The 19,636-nt window shown below is 66.3% G+C and carries 19 protein-coding genes, 1 tRNA gene and 1 pseudogene; 6 read left to right on the top strand and 15 right to left on the bottom strand.

Annotated elements, in window-relative coordinates:
* Positions 1–188: 188 nt before the first annotated feature.
* Positions 189–1,052 carry a pantoate--beta-alanine ligase gene (panC, locus tag ACN2C8_RS06835; protein WP_419255092.1) on the top strand — a complete coding sequence of 288 codons (864 nt, stop codon included), beginning with the start codon at positions 189–191 and terminating at the stop codon, positions 1,050–1,052.
* Positions 1,053–1,226: 174 nt separating this feature from the next.
* Here the strand turns inward: panC and ACN2C8_RS06830 are convergent, their stop codons facing one another.
* From ACN2C8_RS06830 to ACN2C8_RS06810, 5 genes are all read right to left on the bottom strand, one after another.
* Positions 1,227–1,625: a DUF1489 family protein gene (locus tag ACN2C8_RS06830; protein WP_419255091.1), complete on the bottom strand. Its 399-nt coding sequence runs from the start codon at positions 1,623–1,625 to the stop codon at positions 1,227–1,229.
* Positions 1,626–1,644: 19 nt separating this feature from the next.
* Complete coding sequence (locus ACN2C8_RS06825; protein ID WP_419255090.1) at positions 1,645–3,606, bottom strand: acetyl/propionyl/methylcrotonyl-CoA carboxylase subunit alpha; 1,962 nt, start codon at positions 3,604–3,606, stop codon at positions 1,645–1,647.
* A 62-nt stretch (positions 3,607–3,668) separates the two neighbouring features.
* A complete protein-coding gene (locus tag ACN2C8_RS06820; RefSeq protein WP_419255089.1) occupies positions 3,669–4,508 on the bottom strand; it encodes an enoyl-CoA hydratase-related protein in 840 nt (279 codons plus the stop codon).
* Entirely contained in the window at positions 4,505–5,047 is a 543-nt protein-coding gene (locus tag ACN2C8_RS06815) for a GNAT family N-acetyltransferase (protein ID WP_419255088.1), read from the bottom strand. The genes ACN2C8_RS06820 and ACN2C8_RS06815 overlap by 4 nt, the downstream gene beginning before the upstream one ends.
* Before the next feature lie 2 nt (positions 5,048–5,049).
* The gene (locus ACN2C8_RS06810) at positions 5,050–6,642 is read right to left on the bottom strand and encodes a carboxyl transferase domain-containing protein (protein WP_419255087.1); all 1,593 of its coding nucleotides are present in this window, start codon (positions 6,640–6,642) and stop codon (positions 5,050–5,052) included.
* A gap of 178 nt (positions 6,643–6,820) precedes the next feature.
* Here ACN2C8_RS06810 and ACN2C8_RS06805 point away from each other — a divergent pair, with 178 nt between their 5' ends.
* A complete protein-coding gene (locus tag ACN2C8_RS06805; protein ID WP_419255830.1) occupies positions 6,821–8,593 on the top strand; it encodes a patatin-like phospholipase family protein in 1,773 nt (590 codons plus the stop codon).
* On the opposite strand, the gene ACN2C8_RS06800 is transcribed toward ACN2C8_RS06805, so the two are convergent.
* Positions 8,571–9,347 carry a methyltransferase domain-containing protein gene (locus tag ACN2C8_RS06800; protein WP_419255086.1) on the bottom strand — a complete coding sequence of 259 codons (777 nt, stop codon included), beginning with the start codon at positions 9,345–9,347 and terminating at the stop codon, positions 8,571–8,573. The genes ACN2C8_RS06805 and ACN2C8_RS06800 overlap by 23 nt on opposite strands.
* Positions 9,348–9,489: 142 nt before the next feature.
* On the opposite strand from ACN2C8_RS06800, the gene ACN2C8_RS06795 reads away from it, so the two are divergent.
* Complete coding sequence (locus tag ACN2C8_RS06795) at positions 9,490–9,657, top strand: hypothetical protein (protein ID WP_419255085.1); 168 nt, start codon at positions 9,490–9,492, stop codon at positions 9,655–9,657.
* 94 nt (positions 9,658–9,751) lie between these two features.
* Positions 9,752–9,837, top strand: a pseudogene (locus tag ACN2C8_RS06790) (hypothetical protein).
* Positions 9,838–9,940: 103 nt separating this feature from the next.
* Here ACN2C8_RS06790 and ACN2C8_RS06785 read toward each other — a convergent pair.
* The 5 genes from ACN2C8_RS06785 to ACN2C8_RS06765 all read right to left on the bottom strand — a co-directional run bounded on the left by ACN2C8_RS06785 (position 9,941) and on the right by ACN2C8_RS06765 (position 14,574).
* On the bottom strand, positions 9,941–11,095 hold the full coding sequence (locus tag ACN2C8_RS06785; RefSeq protein WP_419255084.1) for an isovaleryl-CoA dehydrogenase: 1,155 nt from the start codon (positions 11,093–11,095) through the stop codon (positions 9,941–9,943).
* Between the two features lie 77 nt (positions 11,096–11,172).
* The gene (gene spmX / locus ACN2C8_RS06780; RefSeq protein ID WP_419255083.1) at positions 11,173–12,447 is read right to left on the bottom strand and encodes a lysozyme-family localization factor SpmX; all 1,275 of its coding nucleotides are present in this window, start codon (positions 12,445–12,447) and stop codon (positions 11,173–11,175) included.
* A gap of 102 nt (positions 12,448–12,549) precedes the next feature.
* Positions 12,550–14,004, bottom strand: coding sequence for a magnesium transporter (gene mgtE, locus ACN2C8_RS06775; RefSeq protein WP_419255082.1), 1,455 nt, complete (start codon positions 14,002–14,004; stop codon positions 12,550–12,552).
* A 149-nt stretch (positions 14,005–14,153) separates the two neighbouring features.
* Positions 14,154–14,240, bottom strand: a tRNA-Leu gene (locus ACN2C8_RS06770).
* A gap of 82 nt (positions 14,241–14,322) precedes the next feature.
* Positions 14,323–14,574, bottom strand: coding sequence for a FliM/FliN family flagellar motor switch protein (locus tag ACN2C8_RS06765; RefSeq protein WP_007670373.1), 252 nt, complete (start codon positions 14,572–14,574; stop codon positions 14,323–14,325).
* Between the two features lie 71 nt (positions 14,575–14,645).
* Here ACN2C8_RS06765 and lipB point away from each other — a divergent pair, with 71 nt between their 5' ends.
* Positions 14,646–15,371 carry a lipoyl(octanoyl) transferase LipB gene (gene lipB / locus ACN2C8_RS06760; RefSeq protein WP_419255081.1) on the top strand — a complete coding sequence of 242 codons (726 nt, stop codon included), beginning with the start codon at positions 14,646–14,648 and terminating at the stop codon, positions 15,369–15,371.
* Here the strand turns inward: lipB and ACN2C8_RS06755 are convergent.
* From ACN2C8_RS06755 to ACN2C8_RS06745, 3 genes are all read right to left on the bottom strand, one after another.
* A complete protein-coding gene (locus tag ACN2C8_RS06755) occupies positions 15,368–15,775 on the bottom strand; it encodes a DUF805 domain-containing protein (protein WP_419255080.1) in 408 nt (135 codons plus the stop codon). The genes lipB and ACN2C8_RS06755 overlap by 4 nt on opposite strands.
* Before the next feature lie 74 nt (positions 15,776–15,849).
* Positions 15,850–16,305, bottom strand: coding sequence for a DUF805 domain-containing protein (locus ACN2C8_RS06750; protein ID WP_419255079.1), 456 nt, complete (start codon positions 16,303–16,305; stop codon positions 15,850–15,852).
* 41 nt (positions 16,306–16,346) lie between these two features.
* Positions 16,347–18,341 carry an acetyl-CoA carboxylase biotin carboxylase subunit gene (locus ACN2C8_RS06745; protein ID WP_419255078.1) on the bottom strand — a complete coding sequence of 665 codons (1,995 nt, stop codon included), beginning with the start codon at positions 18,339–18,341 and terminating at the stop codon, positions 16,347–16,349.
* A gap of 159 nt (positions 18,342–18,500) precedes the next feature.
* Between ACN2C8_RS06745 and ACN2C8_RS06740 the strand changes: the two genes are divergently transcribed.
* Positions 18,501–19,004, top strand: coding sequence for a GlcG/HbpS family heme-binding protein (locus ACN2C8_RS06740; protein ID WP_419255077.1), 504 nt, complete (start codon positions 18,501–18,503; stop codon positions 19,002–19,004).
* A gap of 50 nt (positions 19,005–19,054) precedes the next feature.
* On the opposite strand, the gene ACN2C8_RS06735 is transcribed toward ACN2C8_RS06740, so the two are convergent.
* A complete protein-coding gene (locus ACN2C8_RS06735) occupies positions 19,055–19,633 on the bottom strand; it encodes a DJ-1/PfpI family protein (protein WP_419255076.1) in 579 nt (192 codons plus the stop codon).
* Positions 19,634–19,636 lie beyond the last annotated feature (3 nt).

Here is a 19,636-nt window from a genome sequence, read left to right as displayed (position 1 = left end):
TCCACCGCGACTCGCGCGGTCGGTGAAAGGTTAACATGCACGCAATGGCTCAGCCGAGCGGTCATCGCATTGTTCCACAGGCCCTTTTGTCGCAGGGGGCGCCGCACCCGTCGCTGACTGGGCGGCGAGGTGGACGCCGACGCCCCCCTCGGCCATAAGCCGACGCCAGTTCGCACAGCAGGCCGTCGATGCCCCAAGCTTTCCCCACCATCGTCCGTACCATTTCCGATCTGCGCGGCCATGTCGCCGCCTGGAAGGCCGCCGGAGATCAGGTCGCCCTGGTTCCGACCATGGGCGCCCTGCACGAGGGCCACCTGACCCTGATCAAGCTGGGCCAGACCAAGGCCCGTCGCACGGTGGCCAGTGTGTTCGTCAATCCCAGGCAGTTCGCTCCGCATGAGGACTTCGACGCCTATCCGCGCGGCGAGGCTGCTGACGCCGAAAAGCTGGCCTCGGTCGGGTGCGACCTGATGTTCGCGCCCCCGGCCGGTGAGATGTATGCCCCGGGATTCTCGACCGCGATCCAGGTCTCGGGCGTGTCCGAACCGCTGGAAGGCGCAGCTCGTCCGCAGTTCTTTGGCGGCGTGGCGACCGTGGTGGCCAAGCTGCTGATCCAGTGCCAGGCCGACTATGCCGTCTTCGGCGAAAAGGATTACCAGCAACTGCAGGTCATCAAGCGTCTGGTGCGCGACCTGGACCTCCCGGTCGAGATCGTTTCCGCCCCAACCGCTCGCGCCGAAGACGGCCTGGCCCTGTCTTCCCGCAACGCCTATCTGTCGGCCGAGGAACGCCAGATTGCCGCCGCCCTGCCGAGGGCCCTGCGCGCCGCAGCCCAGGCTGTGGCGGCGGGCGGACCTATCGAAGAGGCGGAAGCTGCGGGCAAGGCCGCGCTGAGCGCCGCCGGCTTTGGTCCGATCGACTATCTGGATATCCGCGAGGCGTCTGACCTGTCGAAGCTGGGTCCCGGCCCGATCGGAGACGCTCACGGCCGCATCCTGGTCGCCGCCTGGCTGGGCAAGACCCGCCTGATCGACAACATGGCCGTGGGCTAACCTGCAGGATCAGTCCATCGGGTGCAGCGCGATCAGCAGCCCCACCACCAGACTGACGAACATCAGACCCACGCCGATCACTGCGTACAACGCCCTCATCGACTTGCCCTCTATGTCTCTGCAAGCAGATTGCGCGCCTTTAGGTTGTTTTTTCGCTAACGATCGCGCTAAAATCTACCAGGCGCCCAGTTCACGGAGCTGACGGGCCAGATCCAGAGGCATGTCCGCGGCCTCGCTTTCCGTCAGATCGGCCGGCGCATCCTCGGCCGGCAGGTAGCGCCAGCCCTGGAAGGCCCGCCTGGGCTGCGGAACCACGCGGATGATCGGCGGATCGACCGTCACCTCGCAGCGCTTGGCCGCGCCCTCACCCACCGTGTCGATGGCCAGGATCTTCTGGCGGCACAGGGCCTGGCCCTTGAACACGCGATAGAGCGAGCCGCCGTCCAGCACCTCGTCGACGCGCTTGGGCGTCATGCGGGTGTGCATGATCCACGGCTCGCCGGTCTTGTGCCAGGCGAGCAGGTCTTCGATCGTGTCGCAACCGACGACCAGCTTGATGATGTGCAGGGGCATGGGCGGGTGATAGCGCGGTTCAGGCCGCCGGTTCCAGCCTCGCCAACACCACGCCCTCGCTGACCTGACCGCCGGCCACGGCCGACAGCTCGGCGACGACGCCGTCGAACGGCGCAGCCAGGGCGTGCTCCATCTTCATGGCTTCAAGCGTCAGCAGGGTCTGGCCCTTGACGACGCTCTGGCCCGCCTCGACGGCGACCGAGACGATCTTGCCCGGCATCGGCGACAGGATTGCGCCATCGGAAGCCGCCGCGTGGGCGCCGCCGCCCTGGAAGCTGAAGTCGAACTCCTGGACGTCGCCGCCCTCGAACACCCGCAGCGGGCCATCGCCGTGCGCGCCAGGCAGGACATCGACATCGTCCAGCGCCCGGCCGTCCTCAACGGTGATGTCCCAGGACCAGTCATCACCGCGGCCACCGGCCAGGGCGACGCGCAACGGAACCTTGCGGCCGTCGATGCTCATCGGCAGGTCCATGGCCGCGCGGGGCGCGTTCAGGCGAAAGCCCAGCAAACGCGATGGCGCGCTGACGAACGGATCAGCCTTGGGCTGATCGGCGTCCATGAAGCTTTCCAGATGCTGGCCGATGGCGGCCAGGGTCGGGGCGTCGGTGAAGGTGCGCTCAACCAGTTCATGCAGATGCGCCTCGATGAAGCCCGTATCGATCCGGCCTTCAACAAAATCGGGATGACTGGCGCACTTGGCCAGGAAGGCGGCGTTGGTCTTGACCGGCCAGACCTCGACCAAGGCGCAAGCTTCGGCCAGGCGATGGGCGGCGTCCTCGCGGTCGACGCCATGGGCGATCAGCTTGGCGATCATCGGATCGTAGAACGGCGTGACCTCACCGCCCTCCTCCACCGCGCTGTCGACGCGCACGTCGCCCTCGGGCAGGCGGAAATGCTTCAGCTTGCCGGTGCTGGGCAGGAAGCCGGTGACCGGGTTCTCGGCGTAAAGACGGGCTTCCATGGCCCAGCCGTCGAGTTCGATCTCGTCCTGCTCCAGCGGCAGGGGCTCGCCCGACGCGACACGAAGTTGCCACTCGACCAGATCCTGGCCGGTGACCATCTCGGTGACCGGGTGCTCGACCTGCAGCCGGGTGTTCATCTCCATGAACCAGATCCGGTCGGCGCGCAGGCCCTCGCTGGCGTCGGCGATGAACTCGACCGTGCCGGCCCCGACATAGTTCACGGCCTTGGCGGCCTTGACCGCAGCGGCGCAGACGGCCTGACGCGTCGCTTCGTCCATGCCGGGGGCTGGGGCCTCCTCGATGACCTTCTGATGGCGGCGCTGCAGCGAGCAGTCGCGCTCGAACAGGTGGACGACATTGCCGTGGCTGTCGCCAAAGACCTGCACCTCGATATGGCGCGGGCGGGTGACATATTTCTCCAGCAGCACGCGCTGGTCGCCAAAACTGGCCGCCGCCTCGCGCTGGCATGAGGCCAGGGCTTCAGCGAAGTCCGCCGCCGCCAGCACCTTGCGCATACCCTTGCCACCGCCGCCGGCCACCGCCTTGATCAGCACGGGGTAACCGATGATGGCCGCTTCCTTGGCCAGGCGCTCAACGGACTGGTCATCGCCCAGATAGCCCGGCGTGGTGGGTACGCCTGCTGCGATCATGAGCTTCTTGGCGGCGTCCTTCAGGCCCATGGCGCGGATGGCGCTGGGCGGGGGACCGATCCAGACCAGGCCGGCGTCCAGCACCGCCTGGGCAAAGTCGGCGTTCTCGGACAGGAAACCATAGCCGGGATGGATCGCCTCGGCCCCCATCTGCCGGGCGGCCGCAAGGATCTTTTCCGGAACCAGATAGCTCTCCCGCGCCGGGGCCGCGCCGATCAGGATGGCGCTGTCGGCCTCCATCACGAACGGCGCGTCAGCGTCGGCCTCGGAATAGACGGCGATCGTCGCCACCCCCAGTTCCTTGGCGGTGCGGATGATCCGACGGGCGATTTCACCCCGGTTGGCGATGAGGACGGAAGAGATCACGGGAGGGAAAGGACCTAGATCTGGGAAAGAGTGAAGAGGAGCGGGGTCAGTTCGAGTTCAGTCTATTCCGTCCAGGACGGCTTGCGACGCGCCAGGAAGGCTCGCACGCCCTCTTGCCCCTCTTCGGACACGCGACGGCGCGCGATGCGCTTGGCGGACTCCTCGATCAGGCCCTTGTCGATTTTCTGATCAGCAAAATCATTGACCAGCGCCTTGGCGTCGCCGATCGCTCCAGGGGCGCAGGCAACCATTTCCTCGATCAGGGCGTCGCGCGCCACCTCAAGACCGGCGACATCGTCGAACACTTCATCGACCAGGCCGTAGCTCCAGGCCGCGTCAGCATCAAACACCCGGCCCGTTGCGAACAGCAGCTTGGCCGTGCGCGGGCCCAGGGCCGCGATGACATAGGGGCTGATGGTCGCGGGGGTCAGGCCCAACTTGACCTCCGAGAAGCTGAAGGTGGCGTCCGCCGTGGCCATGGCGTGATCGCAGGCCGCGACCAGACCGGCGCCGCCGCCGAACGCCGGGCCTTCGACCAGGGCCACGGTCAGGGCCGGCACGTCGTGCAGGGCCTTGAGCATGTGGGCCAGCTCCAGAGCGTCGAGACGGTTGTCGTCCTCGCTCCAGTCGACCGCGTCGGCCATCCAGGTCAGGTCGGCGCCGGCGCTGAACGCCCCGCCCATGCCACGCAGGAACACGACCCGCACGCCCTCGGCGCCGTGCAGGGTCTCGAACGCCTCGCGCAGGGCCGCGATGGTGGCCGCGTCGAAGGCGTTCTTCTTTTCGGGCCGATTAATCCAGACGGTCACCGCCCCCTCGGGCGTGCTTTCCAGATGAACCAGCGGGCTCACGGCGTCGGTGTCGGGAACTTCGACAATCGGATCGGCGATAGGGTTGGTCATCGGTCTGGGCCTTCCTGAATTCTGGGCAGACAGTACATCAGATGCGGTCGCAGCGGGTGGTCCTGAGACAGGCCCGGATGATCGAAATCCCGGCGCTCATCGCGCAGGAAACCCAGCCGCCGCATGACCGCCTGGGACCGAACGTTCGAGCGGGCCGTAAAGGCCACGATCTCGTCGACGGCCAGACGTGCGAAGCCGTCGGCGAGGATCGCCGGCATGACGCCAGAGGCCAGACCCCGCCCCACGGCGTCGGACCTCAGACGCCACATGGCCTCGACGCCCTCGACCCCGAACTCGCCGTCCAAGACATGCAGGCCCGCCGCGCCCACAGCCTCGCCGGCTTCATCCAGCACCGCCCAGATCCCCCAGCCGTTGTCGGCCAGGCCCGAGGCCACGCGATCGAACGTGGCTCGGCTCTGCGCGACGCTCATCGCGCCGCCCAGCCACTGGGCAACCCGTGGATCACGGTTCAGCGCGTCCCAGGCGGGGAACAGCGCCTCGGCCCAGGGACGCAGACGAAGATGCGGCGCGGCGGTCATGGCTACATCCTGAAGACGCCGAACGTCGTCTCCGGAATCGGGGCGTTGAGGCTGGCCGATATGGCCAGACCCAGGACGTCGCGGGTTTGCGCAGGATCAATGATGCCGTCGTCCCAGAGGCGCGCGGTGGCGTGGTAGGGATTGCCTTCATCCTCGTACTTCTGGCGGATCGGGGCCTTGAAGGCTTCGGCCTCTTCGTCGGACCACTTGGCGGCGTCGCGGTGGACCGTGGCCAGCACGCTGGCGGCCTGCTCGCCGCCCATGACCGAGATGCGACTGTTGGGCCAGGTGAACAGGAAACGCGGGCTATAGGCCCGGCCGCACATGCCGTAATTGCCAGCCCCGAAGCTGCCGCCGATCAGCACGGTGAACTTGGGCACCTCCGCGCAGGCGACCGCCGTGACCAGCTTGGCGCCGTCCTTGGCGATGCCGCCGGCCTCGTACTTGCCGCCGACCATGAAGCCCGAGATGTTCTGCAGAAAGACCAATGGAATCTTGCGCTTGCAGGCCAGTTCTATGAAGTGCGCACCCTTGACGGCGCTCTCGCTGAACAGCACGCCGTTATTGGCCAGGATGGCCACAGGCTGCCCCCAGATGCGGGCGAAGCCACAGACCAGGGTCGTGCCGTACAGCGCCTTGAACTCGTCGAATTCGCTGCCGTCGACGATGCGGGCGATGACCTCGCGGACGTCATAGGGCGCCCGAACGTCGGTCGGGACGATGCCGTAAAGGTCCTCGGCGTCGAACAGCGGCGCCCGGGTCTCGGTGATGACCAGTTCGGCGGGCTTGGTGGTGTTCAGATTGGCGACGATCGAGCGGACGATCTCCAGCGCATGTTCATCATCATTGGCCACGTGGTCGACGACGCCAGAACGGCGGCCATGGGTGTCGGCCCCGCCCAGTTCCTCGGCCGAAATGATCTCACCCGTGGCGGCCTTCACCAGCGGCGGGCCGGCGAGAAAGATGGTGCCCTGGTCGCGGACGATGACGGTCTCGTCGCTCATCGCCGGCACATAGGCGCCGCCGGCAGTACACGAGCCCATGACGCAGGCGATCTGGGCGATGCCCGCCGCGCTCATCTTGGCCTGGTTGAAGAAGATGCGGCCAAAGTGGTCTCGGTCGGGGAACACCTCGGCCTGGTGGGGCAGGTTCGCACCGCCACTGTCGACCAGATAGACGCAGGGCAGCCGGTTCTGCGCCGCGATCTCCTGGGCGCGCAGGTGCTTCTTCACCGTTATCGGGAAATAGGCGCCGCCCTTCACCGTCGCGTCATTGGCGACGATCATCACCTCGCGGCCCGACACCCGGCCGATGCCGATGATCACGCCGGCGCCGGGCGCCTCGCCATCATAGAGATCGCAGGCCGCCAGCTGACCGATCTCGAGGAACGGCGAACCCGGGTCGAGCAGCCGCTCGACACGCTGGCGCGGCAACAGCTTGCCGCGCGCCACATGGCGCTGGCGGGTCGCTTCGGAACCGCCCAGGGCGGCCGTGGCCACCCTCTGGCGCAGCTCTTCGACAAGGCCGCGATTGTGGGCGGCGTTGCGGGCGAAGGTCTCGCCGGACGGATCGATAACGGAGTTCAGCTTCGGCATGTGAGCGGCATAGCCTTTTACTTCAAAACCGGAAAGGCGGCAGTTTTCGCCTCTCGCCCAGCAGTAATCCGCGAAAACCCTCCGCCAACGGTCCTGGCCAGGGTGCGACAGTCGGACCGATCGCACCGCGATGGTCAAGCCTTGCCATTCAAGCTAGCGTCCCGTCGTGGGAACGACTCTGGACGCCTTCAACGACTCAGCCCTGGCGCGCCTGTTCGCCCGTGAGCGGCGCGATGGGGTGGTGTCGTGGTTCTCTCTGCCTGGCGGCGCGACGCTGTATGCCCCGGGTGAGGAAGCCGACCAACTGTATTTCCTGCGCACCGGCCGCCTGGGCGCCTTTCGGCGTGAGGAAGGCCAGGAGCCTCAGTTCCTGGGGGTGATCCGCCCCGGCGAACCGGCCGGCGAAATGGCCCTGATCGGCGGCACCCCGCATTCGGCCAACCTTGTGGCGCTGAGGGACAGCGAGGTGCTGGCCCTGCCCCGCGCCGACTTCTTCGAGGCGGCAGAGAACGACCCGACGGTGATGCTGGAACTGTCGCGGTTGATGATCCGTCGCGCCCGCCAGGCCCAGACCCACGCAGCGATAGGCGATCCGTCGGTCTTCGGCTTCATCGCCGTCGAACCCGGTCAGGCGATCCGGCCCGTCGTGGAGCGGCTGGCGCGCTGCATGGAAGCCCTGGGCTATTCCGTGACAGTCGAGGGCGCCGAGTCGCAGTTGGCGCCGACCGAGTGGTTCAGCAATGTCGAGCGCGAGCACGACTTCGTTCTCTATGTGGCCGAGGCCGACGAGACCCAGTGGAAGCATGTGGTGGGCCGCCAGGTCGACCGGCTGTTCCGCATTGGACGCGGAGAACGAACGCCACCTGACTCTATTCCGTCCTACGCCTCCGGACCCTTGCAGGCCCAGCGGCTGGTCGATCTGATCCTGCTGCAATCGAGCAGCCTCAAGCAGCCCCAGGGCTCGGAGGCCTGGATGGAGGCCACCAAGGCGGCGCGCCTGTTCCATCTGCGCGAGAACGGCATGGCCGACGTGCAACGTCTGGCTAGGGTGCTGACCGGGCAATCGGTTGGCCTGGTGCTGTCGGGCGGCGGCGCGCGGGCCTATGCCCATATCGGCGCCATTGAAGCCCTGCGCGAGCGCGGCATTCCCATCGACTTCGTCGGCGGCGCCTCGATGGGCGCGGTGATCGCGGCAGGCCTGGCCATGGGCTGGGACGATGGCGAGATGGAAACCCGCATTCGCCAGGCCTTCGTCAACTCCAGCCCCCTCGACGACATTGCCTTCCCGATGATCGCCATGACCCGCGGCGACAAGGTCAAGGCGCGGCTGGAGGAGCACTTTGGCAACGTCCAGATCAGCGATCTGTGGCTGCCGTTCTTCTGCGTCTCCTCGAACCTGACATCGGGCGCCTATCACCTGCACCGGCGCGGGCGGCTGCATGACGCCCTGCGCGCCTCGATCTCCCTGCCCGGCGTCCTGCCCCCGGTGTGTGAGAACGGCGCCGTGCTGGTCGATGGCGCGGTGATGAAGAACTTCCCCGCCGACGTCATGCGCGCCTTTCAGCTGGGCCCCATCGTCGGTGTGGACGTCACGCGCGGCCGCAGCATCACCGACGAGGACGTGGTCGCGCCGCCGTCCCTGTGGAAGTGGTTCTGGTCGGGCGAGTGGCGCAAGGGACCTCCTATCGTGGCCCTGTTGATGCGCGCCGCGACCGTTTCGACAGGCCGCGACCTGGCCGCCAGCCGCGAAGCCTCCGACGTGTTGATCACGCCCAAACTGGACAAGATCGATATCCGGGACTGGCGGGCCTTTGCGCCGGCCGTTGCAGCCGGCAAGATCGCAGCCGGCATCGCCCTCGACGGGCTGGACAGGCCAGTCACCGACCTGCGCCGCCGCCCCAGCCTGGCCGAGCGCGCCCGCGCGGCGCTCAGTCCCGCCGGGCGAGGATGAACATCCGGGTGAACGGAAACAGTGTCACGCCGTCCTCGCGGCGCGGGTAGTCGCGCGCCAGCCGCGCCCGCCAGGCGTCCAGGAACGCCGCCTTCTCCTCAGCGTCGGTCAGGGCGTCCAGATAGGGCAAAAGCGTCGTCCCCATCGTCCAGTCGACGATCGGATCCTGGCCGTGCAGCGCGTGCAGATAGGTGGTCGTCCAGATATCGATCTCGGGACACAGCGGCGCCAGCCAGGCGTAGTAGTCGCGCGCATCGTGGGAAGGCCGCACACCCTCGACGCCGGCCAGCCGCCGGGCCCAAGGACCGGTCGCGGCGATCTCGCCCAGGGTCTTTCGCCAGGCGACATCCGTCACCAGCGGCATCTGGCAGGCCAGCACGCCGCGCGGCGCCAAGGCGTTCGCCAGGCGCGGAAACAGGACGGCATGGTCGTCGACCCACTGCAGGGCAGCGTTGGTGAACAGCAGATCGACCGGGTGATCGGGCGCGAAGCTGGCGATATCGCCCAGTACCCAGTCCACCCGGGTGGAAAGCCCCCTCGCCCGCTCCAGCATCTGGGGACTTGAATCCAGACCGTGCACCGTCGCAGCGGGGTGTCGCGCCGCCAGCAGCGCGGCCTGCTCGCCCGCGCCGCAGCCCAGGTCCCAGATCTGCATCGGATCAAGATCACGGGGCAGCGCCGTCAAAAGATCAAGCGCGGGTCGTTCCCGGTAGCTCCTATACAGGGCGTAGATATCGGGGTTCCAGACAGGCATTGGCTTGGCCTTCACTTCGGGTGCGACAATTGGCGCGCGCCAGAGACAGCGCAGCCCTCGTTAACGTCTTTGTTAATGCGCGATTCACTCTATACGTAAGGCAGGTCTCCGACAGAGAGACCTTTGGGAAGGACTCCGATCCATGCCTCGACCCGTCAAGCTCACGATGGTCGTTGATCGCCGCAAGGATGCGGCGGGGATGATGCCGCCCCACTCTCACAGGCTTTACTTGCCCCGCCCGATAATGATCGGCGCGACACTGCTGTTCTGGGCGGCGGTTGTTGTGGGCCTGAAGCTGCTGGCGTCCTGATTTCAGACGGCAAGGCTGCGTCAAGCGGTCGCGAGAATAGCCACTTCCCTCTTCGCGAAATTCGCGCTCATACTCCCCTTGTGTCGTTCAACATCTGAAAGGAGGTGACCAGTGTCTCATTGTCTCCAACCGAGGTCGCGTATCGTGACCTGGAGCCTGAAGATCGAGGTATCCGCCTAGAGGCGTTGAATCGCTCCGAGGTTTCAGTCACGCCGCGCACTGCGGTCACGACGATGGAGGGCCGTTCCGGGCAACCGGAACGGCCCTTTTTCATGCCTTCAGGTCAGCCGCCGACCAGTTCGCGACCGATCAGGAAGCGGCGGATCTCGTTGGTGCCCGCGCCGATGTCGTACAGCTTGGCGTCGCGCAGGAACCGCTCGACCGGCCATTCCTTGGTATAGCCGGCCCCGCCCAAGGCCTGGATCGCCTCAAGGCAGGTTTGCACGGCGTTCTCAGAGGCCAGCAGAATCGCGCCGGCGGCGTCAAAGCGCGTGGTCTTGCCGGCGTCGCACGCCTTGGCCACGGCATAGACATAGGCCCGGGCCGAGTTCAGGGCGACATACATGTCGGCGACCTTGCCCTGCATCAGCTGGAACGAACCGATGGCCTGGCCAAACTGCTTGCGTTCGCGGACATACGGCAGGACCACGTCCAGACAGGCCTGCATCAGACCCAGGGGCCCGGCGGCCAGCACTGCGCGCTCGTAGTCCAGGCCGCTCATCAGCACGCCCACGCCGCCGCCGACCGGACCCATGACGTTCTCTTCCGGGACCTCGCAGTCCTCGAACACCAGCTCGGCCGTATCGGAGCCGCGCATGCCCATCTTGTCGAGCTTCTTGCTGACGCTGAAGCCCTTCATGCCCTTCTCGATCAGGAAGGCAGTGATGCCGCGATCACTGGTCTTGGCATAGACTACCAGGGTGTCGGCGTGCGGCGCGTTGGTGATCCAGAACTTCGTGCCGTTCAGCACGTAGCGGTCGCCCTTCAGCTCGGCGCGCAGCTTCATCGAGACCACGTCAGAGCCCGAACCGGCCTCACTCATGGCCAGAGAGCCGACATGCTCGCCGCTGATCAGTTTGGGCAGATAGCGGTTCTTCTGCTCGGTCGTGCCCCAGCGGCGGATCTGGTTTACGCACAGATTGGAGTGGGCCCCATAGGACAGGCCTACCGAGGCCGAGGCCCGGGAGATCTCCTCCATGGCGATGACGTGCTCGAGATAGCCCAGGCCCAGGCCGCCGAACTCTTCCTCGACGGTGATGCCGTGCAGGCCAAGGTCGCCCATCGGGACCCACAGTTCCCGCGGGAATTCGTTGGTTTCATCGATCCGGGCCGCGATCGGCATGATCTTGTCGGCCGCGAAGCGGGCGGTGGTGTCTCGGATCGCGTCGGCCGTTTCGCCCAGCGCGAAGTCCATCGAGGGTGCGGAATTTGTCATCATGCGCACTCGCATAGCACAAACGCCCGCGGATCAACGAGACCCACGGGCGTTCATGCTCACCAGCTTTTCAGCCGGGATTAGTCTTGGTCGCCCTCGTCGGGACCCGCCAGCTTGCGAAGCAGCAGATAGGCCGAAACCACGAAGCAGATCGCGCCGATCATGCTGGCGCCATAGCCGAACATCTTGATCTGCGAGAAGCCCGGACCCGAGGCGACGGTGAGGATCCACAGGACCCCGCCGCCGAACATCGCCAGACCCAACACGCCCAGGCTGACCAGCAGGCTGAGATTGCCGAAACGGGGCGCTTCCGACTCGGCGAACGGCACGTCCAGCGCGCTGAGGGCCACGTCTTCGCTGGTCGAGAAGCCGTCCAGATTGAACACCGAGGGCGAGGTCCGGGTGGCGGTCTCGAACAGGGTGGGCTCGACGACAGGAGCCGGCCTCGGTGGTGTGAAATCAACGACCGGGGCGATCGGTTGCGGCGCGACCTGGGCGACGGGCTCCGGGGTCAGGCGGAACGGCGCGCTGACGGTCTCTTCGAAATCCTCGTAGAGAACCGCTGCCGGCGGCGCTGCGGCCGGAACGGGCGGTTCGGGCAGCACCAGGTCGTCTCGAACGACGACGGGGGTCACCGGAGCGGCGACCGGCGCAGGCTTGTCGGCCAGGATCGCTTCAAGACGCGCGCTGACGGCGGCGGCGGCCTGTTCACTGGCGGTCGGGCCTTCCTCGTCGGGCATGACGATCGCCAGTGGCGCGCCATCCTCGCGTTCGACCACGGCGCGGTCGCCTTCAAAGCGGGCCATGACCGCGGCCGGCGTCTGCTTGGGCACCGAGCAGCTGGCGTCGTAGTCGACCTTGGGCCGCAGCATCGGGCTGGGCGCGGCGATCCACACACCATCGGCCGGCGTCAGGAACAACGCCTTCTCGGCCGAGCGGCGACGGACCAGGGCGTCGATGACGATCCGCTCGCCCTCGAAGTCGGCCTTGCGCCACATCTCCATCGCGCAGGCGGCCTGCAGCAGCGAGCCCTCGTTGATCCGGCGAAGGACGCCGGAGCGGACGAAGTTGTCGAGCCCGATATTGAAGGCAAAGCAGACCAGCGCATCGAACTGGTTCTGGTTCAGCGGCGAATAGGTCTGTTCGTTGACTGCATGGGCCACCGAGATCAGATCGTAGAGGAGCAGGGCCTCGGCGTCTTTTTCCGAAACGGTCGCCCCACCGCGCGCGGTGAGGGTATGGCCGTAACCGATCGTCCAGCGCCCATCGGGGAGCTGAGCGGCTTTCATCCGGTAGCCTTCGAATCTCTTGATGAGATCGACGGCGGCGCGGGAGACCTGATGACGCGGTTTCATCGCGGAGAATGACCCAGTTTGAGACAGACGCAGTTGCGTTCGTCTCTCTCCCGGCAAGATAGGGGCCGGTTTGGGTGTTCCCGTGACGGGCGAACCAATTTTTTAGTGGAGCAGCAGGGCCGCGATCAGCAGGACCGCGAAAAATCCCGTGAAATCCGTGAGGAAGGTCACGAAGATCGACGACGACACCGCCGGATCCCGTCCCATCTTCTCCAGGGCCAGGGGCGCCAGGATACCGCCGACGGCGGCCGTGAAGATGTTGGTCACCAGGGCCAGACCCACAATGATCGCCAGCTTGCCGTGCTGATCCTCCGGGCCGAAGACCAGATAGGTGGCTACGCCCATCACCAGGGCAAGACACAGGCCATTGACCAGCCCCACGGAAACCTCGCGCAGCACGATCCGGCGAGCATTGGCTGTGGTCAGCTCCTTGCTGGCCAGGGCGCGCACGGCCACGGCCAGGCTTTGGGTGCCTGCATTGCCGCCCAGGGACGAGACAATAGGCATCAGGATGGCCAGGGCCACCAGTTGGGCAATCTCTTCCTGGAACACGGCAACGCCGCTGACGGCAATGCTCGCGGTGACCAGGTTCAGCAGCAGCCACGGCAGGCGCGCGCGGACGATATCGATCACGGTGGCGTCGCGACCGGCGTCCGACACGCCGGCCAGGGCCAGGATATCCGCCTCGGCCTCTTCGCGGATGACCTCGACGATGTCGTCGACCGTGATCTGTCCCACCAGCCGGCCGCCCGGGTCGACGACCGGGGCGCTGATCAGGTGATACTTGTCGAAAATGTAGGCGACCTCTTCCTGACCCATCTCGACCTGGATTTCGGTCACCGCCTCCATCAGGTCGGCAAGCCGCGTCTCGCGACGGCTGCGCAGCAACAGGCTGATCGGAATGGCGCCGACGGGCTTGTAGGTGGGGTCCACCACATAGACGTCGAAGAACAGCTCGGGCAGCGAGTCGCCGGACTCGCGCACGTGGTCGATGGTGTGGCCAGCGGTCCAGAACTCGGGCGCCGCCAGGAACTCGCGCTGCATCAGGCGGCCGGCGGTCTCGTCCTCGTAGGACAGGGTGGTCTCGATCGCGGCGCGATCGATCTCGCCCATGGCGGCCAGCACCTGATAGCGCTTGGTGTCGTCCAGGTCGTCGATGACGTCGGCAGCGTCGTCGGTGTCGAGTTCTTCCAGCGCGCGGGCCAGGGCCACCGAGGGCGTGGCCTCAAGGATCTCCTCGCGAAGATTCTCGTCCATCTCCGAGATGATCTCGCCCAGCGCCTCGGGATCGAGGAGCGGAATGACCTCTTCGCGATAGGCCGAGGACAGAAAGCCCATCAGGTCGGCGACGTCGGCGGGCTCCAGGGCCCCGACCAGCTCGCGCAGGCGCTCAGTATTGCCGCTGTCGGCGGCGTCGATCACCATCTCGACATATTCGGGATTGAGCGCGTAGTCGTCGCCGAGGGCGAGGTCTTCAAGATCCTCGGGAAGGGCGCCCTTGGGGAACGGAGCCTTGTCCAGCGCGTCGTCGGTCAGTTCGGCGATGTCCCGGGTCATGGGGGCCTCCTGAGCTCTAAGGGCCTGGCGTGTTCCGAATGCCGGCGAGGCTCGCTTCCCCAGGGAAAGCCAAGCCCAGAAACGATTAGAGCGCGCCCAGCGAGTCGGAAACCGATTTCGCCAAGCACGCTCTAGATCTAGATCTCACCTGGTGCGGTCGAGAAGACTCGAACTTCCACGCCCTTTCGGGCACAGCGACCTCAACGCTGCGCGTCTACCAATTCCGCCACGACCGCACGTGGTGAGGGGCGGCTGGTAGCAAACTGAATCTGGTTTGGAAAGGGCTGAGTTCGTTGAAAGCGAACTAACTGGCGAGCGTCAGACGCCGCCGGCCATATAGTCGTAGACGTCGGCGGCGCGCGTCACCTGAATGGCGATGCGATCGTCGCTGATCTGGATCTCGCCCCGGGCGATGGGGTGGTTGTTGGCCAGGATCCAGACCTCGTCATTGGTCTTCGCGTCCAGCGGGATCACCGCGCCGCGGCCCATGCGCAGCAGCTGCTGCATGGGTAGGATCGAGCGCCCCAAAAGAACGGAGATCTCGACATTGACGGCGTTGACCTGGCTCACGAACTAAGGCCCCTAAAATCGACTCTCGACCATTCTTGGTCGCGGCATCGAGATTGCAAGAATAGGGCCGTATGCTTGATCGCCCGTTAAGCCTTGAAAATAAAGGAAACCCGCTTCGGGGGCGCAGCGACGGCGCGCCCGTGGGCTGGGCGGTTTCGACCGATTATGTCCCCTACCCGGCAGCCGTTGCCGCCATGGAGGCGCGCGCTGCCGCCATCGCCGAGGGCACGGCGGGCGAGCTGGTCTGGCTGCTGGAGCATCCGCCGCTCTACACCGCCGGCATATCGGCCAAGGGCGCGGACCTGATCGAGCCCGACCGCTTCCCTGTGTTCGAGAGCGGGCGCGGCGGCCAGTACACCTATCACGGGCCCGGCCAGCGGGTGGCCTATGTGATGCTGGACATGACCAGGCGCGGCCGTGACATACGCGCCTTCGTCGAGGCGCTGGAGGCCTGGATCGTCGACGCCCTGGCCGCCTTCAATGTGGTCGGCGAGATGCGCGAAGGCCGGGTCGGCGTCTGGGTCGAACGCCGGGGCGCGGGCTGGTCGCGCGAGGACAAGATCGCCGCCATCGGGGTGAAGCTGCGCAAGTGGGTCAGCTTTCACGGCATCAGCCTGAACGTGGAGCCCGACCTTGGCCACTTCTCGGGCATCGTGCCCTGCGGCCAGACCAAGCACGGCGTCACCAGCCTGGTCGATCTGGGCCTGCCGGTGACCATGGAGGAGGCCGACGCGGCCCTCAAGGCCAGCTTCCAGCGGGTGTTTGGGCCGGTGGAGGACGCGACAGCGCCGGTCTAGATCGAGACTGTGCTCTTCAGCGGGCTGGGTCCGTAGCGGTTGGCCCCCTGCTCGCTGCCCATGACGCCCAGCTCGACGATCGCCCACAGGATGGCGATCGAGAACACGAAGTCGAGGAAGTGCTCGGGCTGCGGCCACACGGCCACAACGGCCACCAGGATCAGGGCGGCGAACCAGCCCGACCGGCCGCGGTCATGAAAGCGCTTGGACAGGACGCAGGCGCCCGAGAACAGCAGGGCCGGATAGACCAGCCAGCCGGTCAACCAGTGCAGAGTATAGCCCGCTATGGCCTCATAGATCACCGTGAAGCCGATCAGCACCGCGGCGGCGATCAGGAACGGCGTGCGCGACAGACGCCCGTTGGACGACAGGAACAGCTCCGCCCATTCAGTCTGACCGTTCATGTGCCCTGGCTCCGAGTCGGCACGAGCGCCGCGCGGGGTAATCTAGGCGTTCAGCGGCGAAGCCGGAAGGGCGCCTAAGCGACGCCGGTCGCCGGCAAGGGGGCGAGAGCAACCTGAGCTTTTGGCGAGGGCCCGAAACGATTGTCGCCCGAGGTTCCTTCCAGAAAGCCAAACTCGAAAAAGAACCATAACGCCACCAAGCCGCCGGTGATTTTACTCGGCAACAGGATCATCTGCGGCAGATCGACCAAGGCACCAACATAGCCGACCAGTTCGGGGACGAGCAGCAGCAGCGCCCACCAGGCTGAACGGTCGCGATCATGCATTCGCTTGGCGAGCAGGGCGTAGGTAGGCCAGAGGATCGCCAGCGGGATCAGCTGCTTTTCCTGATCACTCAGCTGAACGTCAAAGCTCCTCGTGATGATCACGAAAAGAACTGCAGCCGTCAGCGTGCAGCCGATCCAGAGGACCCAGAAATCACGTCGACGCAGCCGGCCGGAGAAGCCGAACAGTTTCTGAGTGAGCGTCACGAGCCACCGCCTTCTGTCGAGCAGCCCGATAAATACACCCTTTACGCGAACTCGACAAGCACCTCATCCGCCGCGACAGGGTCGCCGCCCTTGGCGTTGACGGCCTTGACCACACCGTCGCGCTCGGCGCGGATGATGTTCTGCATCTTCATGGCCTCGAGCACACAGACCACCTCGCCCTCGCGGACCTGCTGGCCGGCGGTGACGTCCATCGAGACCACCAGGCCCGGCATCGGCGACAGAACCAGCTTGGACGTGTCGGCCGCCTGTTTTTCGGGCAGCATGTCGTGCAGCTGCGCCGAGCGCGGGGTCAGGACCAGAACCCGGGCCTTGGCGGCGCGGTGGCGGATGGTGAAGCCCTCAGCCGCCGGAGCGACCTGAACGGTGAAGGCGGCCCCGCCCAGCACGCCGCGGAACACCGGCTTGCCCGGACGCCAGACGACGTCGCTCAGGATCAGAGAGCGGCCCTCGTCGAGCAGCTCGACAGTCAGGTCCTCGTCGCCCGACAGCTTCACGCGGCGCTTGGCGTGGCCGACGGCCACCACCCACTCGTCACGCACGGCGCCGTTGAGACCTGCGACATTGGTGCGCGCCCGGGCGGCATAGACCCGCTGCATGGCCGCGCCGACGGCGGTCAGGATGTCGATCTGGACCGGGGTCGGCTCGGTGCCGCCGAAGCCGTCGGGGAATTCATCCTTGATGTAGTTGGTCGACAGCTGGCCGGAGCGGAAGCGCTCCTGGTCCATCACCGCATTGAGGAACGGGATGTTCTGGCCCAGGCCCTCAATGTGGAAGTCCTCCAGCGCCCGGCCCATGCCGTCAACGGCGGCGATCCGCGTCGGGGCCCAGGTGCACAGCTTTGAGATCATCGGATCGTAGAACATCGAGATCTCGTCGCCCTCGCGCACCCCGGCGTCGTTGCGGACAACATAGCCTTCATGCTGGCCCTCTTCCGGCGGGTCATAGCGGACCAGACGACCGATGCTGGGCAGGAACTTGCGGTAGGGATCCTCGGCATAGATGCGGCTCTCGATGGCCCAGCCGTTGATCTTCAGATCCTTCTGTTCGAAGGCCAGTTTCTCGCCCCAGGCGCTGCGGATCATCTGCTCGACCAGGTCCAGGCCGGTGATCAACTCGGTGACCGGGTGCTCGACCTGCAGGCGGGTGTTCATTTCCAGGAAGAAGAAGCTCTTGTCCTGGCCGGCCACGAACTCGACCGTGCCGGCGCTGTCGTAGTTGACGGCCTTGGACAGGGCCACGGCCTGGGCGCCCATGGCGTTGCGGGTGGCCTCGTCCAGCAGCGGGCTGGGAGCCTCCTCGATGACTTTCTGATTGCGGCGCTGGATCGAGCATTCGCGCTCGAACAGGTGGACGACATTGCCGTGCTTGTCGCCCAGCACCTGAATCTCGATGTGGCGCGGGCTGACGATGAACTTCTCAATAAAGATACGATCATCACCGAAGCTGGCCTTGGCTTCGGCGCGGACGGCCGGGAAGCCTTCCTCGACGTCCTGGCGATGCCAGGCCACGCGGATGCCCTTGCCGCCGCCGCCGGCCGACGCCTTGATCATCACCGGATAGCCGATCTCTTCGGAGATCTTGATGGCATGGGCAGTGTCGTCGATCTCGCCGATATGGCCGGGCACGCAGGAGACGCCCGCCGCCTGGGCAAACTTCTTGCTCTCGATCTTGTCGCCCATGGCGCGGATGGCGCCGGGATTGGGCCCGATGAATACGACGCCCTCGTCGGCGCAGCGCTGGGCGAAGCCCGCGTTCTCCGACAGGAAGCCAAAGCCGGGATGCACGGCCTGGGCGCCTGTCTGCTTGCAGGCGTCGATGATCTTGTCGGCGACGAGATAGGACTGATTGGCCGGCGACGGGCCGATATGCACCGCCTCATCGGCCATCTCGACCGCCATGCTGCCCGCGTCGGCGTCGGAATAGACCACCACCGTCGCGATCCCCAGCCGACGGCACGTCTTGATGACGCGAACGGCGATTTCGCCTCGATTGGCGATCAGGATCTTGCTGAACATGGTGTGGCCCCCGGCAAGCTTATTGTCTTGTTGGACACCGGTTATCAGGCCCTCGCCTGTTTGCAACCTTGCCCCTACGGCGCTAAAGCGGAGTCAGGGCATGACACCGGTTTCCAGAAACAGTGCTCGCAGAATTTGCTCAGGGGAGAAACGGCCAATATGAAGCCCACAGCACACATCGCCGCGCTCGCGCTGGCCCTGGCCCTCGCCGCGCCCGTCATGGCCCAGACCGCCGCGCCGCCTGCCGCCGCGCCGGTCTATCCGCCCTATGGCCGGTCGGTGAGCCTGGCCGAGGCCAAGGTCGCCGTCGCCGCCGCCCAGGCCGAGGCCGTCAGGAACGGCTGGTTCATGGTCATCACCGTGGTCGAACCCAACGGCGCCCTGGTGCTCAGCGAAAAGATGGACGGCGCCCAGTACGGCTCCAACGACGTGGCGCGCCGCAAGGCCGAGACCTCGGCCAGCTTCCGCCGGCCGACCAGCTACTTCCAGGACGCGGTCAAGGGCGGGACGCTGAACGCCATCTTCACCGGGGCCCTGGCCATCGAGGGCGGCGAACTTCTGATCGTCGATAACCGCATCGTAGGAGCCATCGGCGCCTCGGGCGGATCGGGGGCCCAGGACGGCGTCGTGGCGCGCGCCGGCGCGGCCGCCCTGGCCAAGTAGCGACCTAAAGGCGGGCGGGTCAGAGCACGACCCCGCCCGCCCGATGCCTATCAGCCGGTCGCGAACTCTCTGGCGAACATCGCCTCATAGCCTGCGATCAGCGCCTCGGACTCCGGCGCGATCAGGCGGGCGATACCGGCCGCGAAACTGACCGGCGCGATACCAGCGGCGCTGACAATCCTGCCTGACGTCACCGCCCTCGCCTGATCGACATAGCGGGCGCCGCCGCCATAGCCCGGCGCCTGCGCCTCCAGCCAGTCCTTGCCGTTGGAGGTATGCTCGCGCCCGTCGAACAACCTCGCCCGGGCCGCGGCGACCGTGCCCGCACAGATCGCGCCGACGATCTTGCCGTCGGCGATCGCCTGTCGCAGCAGGCCGAACACGGCTTCATCGTGAAAGCTGGTCCATGCGTCTGAGCCGATCAGCAGGAAGACGTCCGCATCAGACAGGACCGGATCATCGAACCTGTAGTCTGCGGCGGCCAGCAGCCCGCCTATCGAGGTCTGGGGCTCGCCATCCGGCGTGGCGATTTCGATCTGGACGCCCAGATGCTCACGCAGAAGCGCCAGGACAGGCCCGGCCTCCCAATCGGCCCAGCCCGGTTGCAGAAATGCGACGGCGACGGTCATCGG

Source organism: Caulobacter sp. ErkDOM-C, from assembly GCF_048541825.1.
GTDB lineage: Bacteria > Pseudomonadota > Alphaproteobacteria > Caulobacterales > Caulobacteraceae > Caulobacter.
The sequence above is the reverse complement of the archived record's forward strand: the minus strand, read 5'-3'. Positions and strand labels throughout refer to the sequence as shown.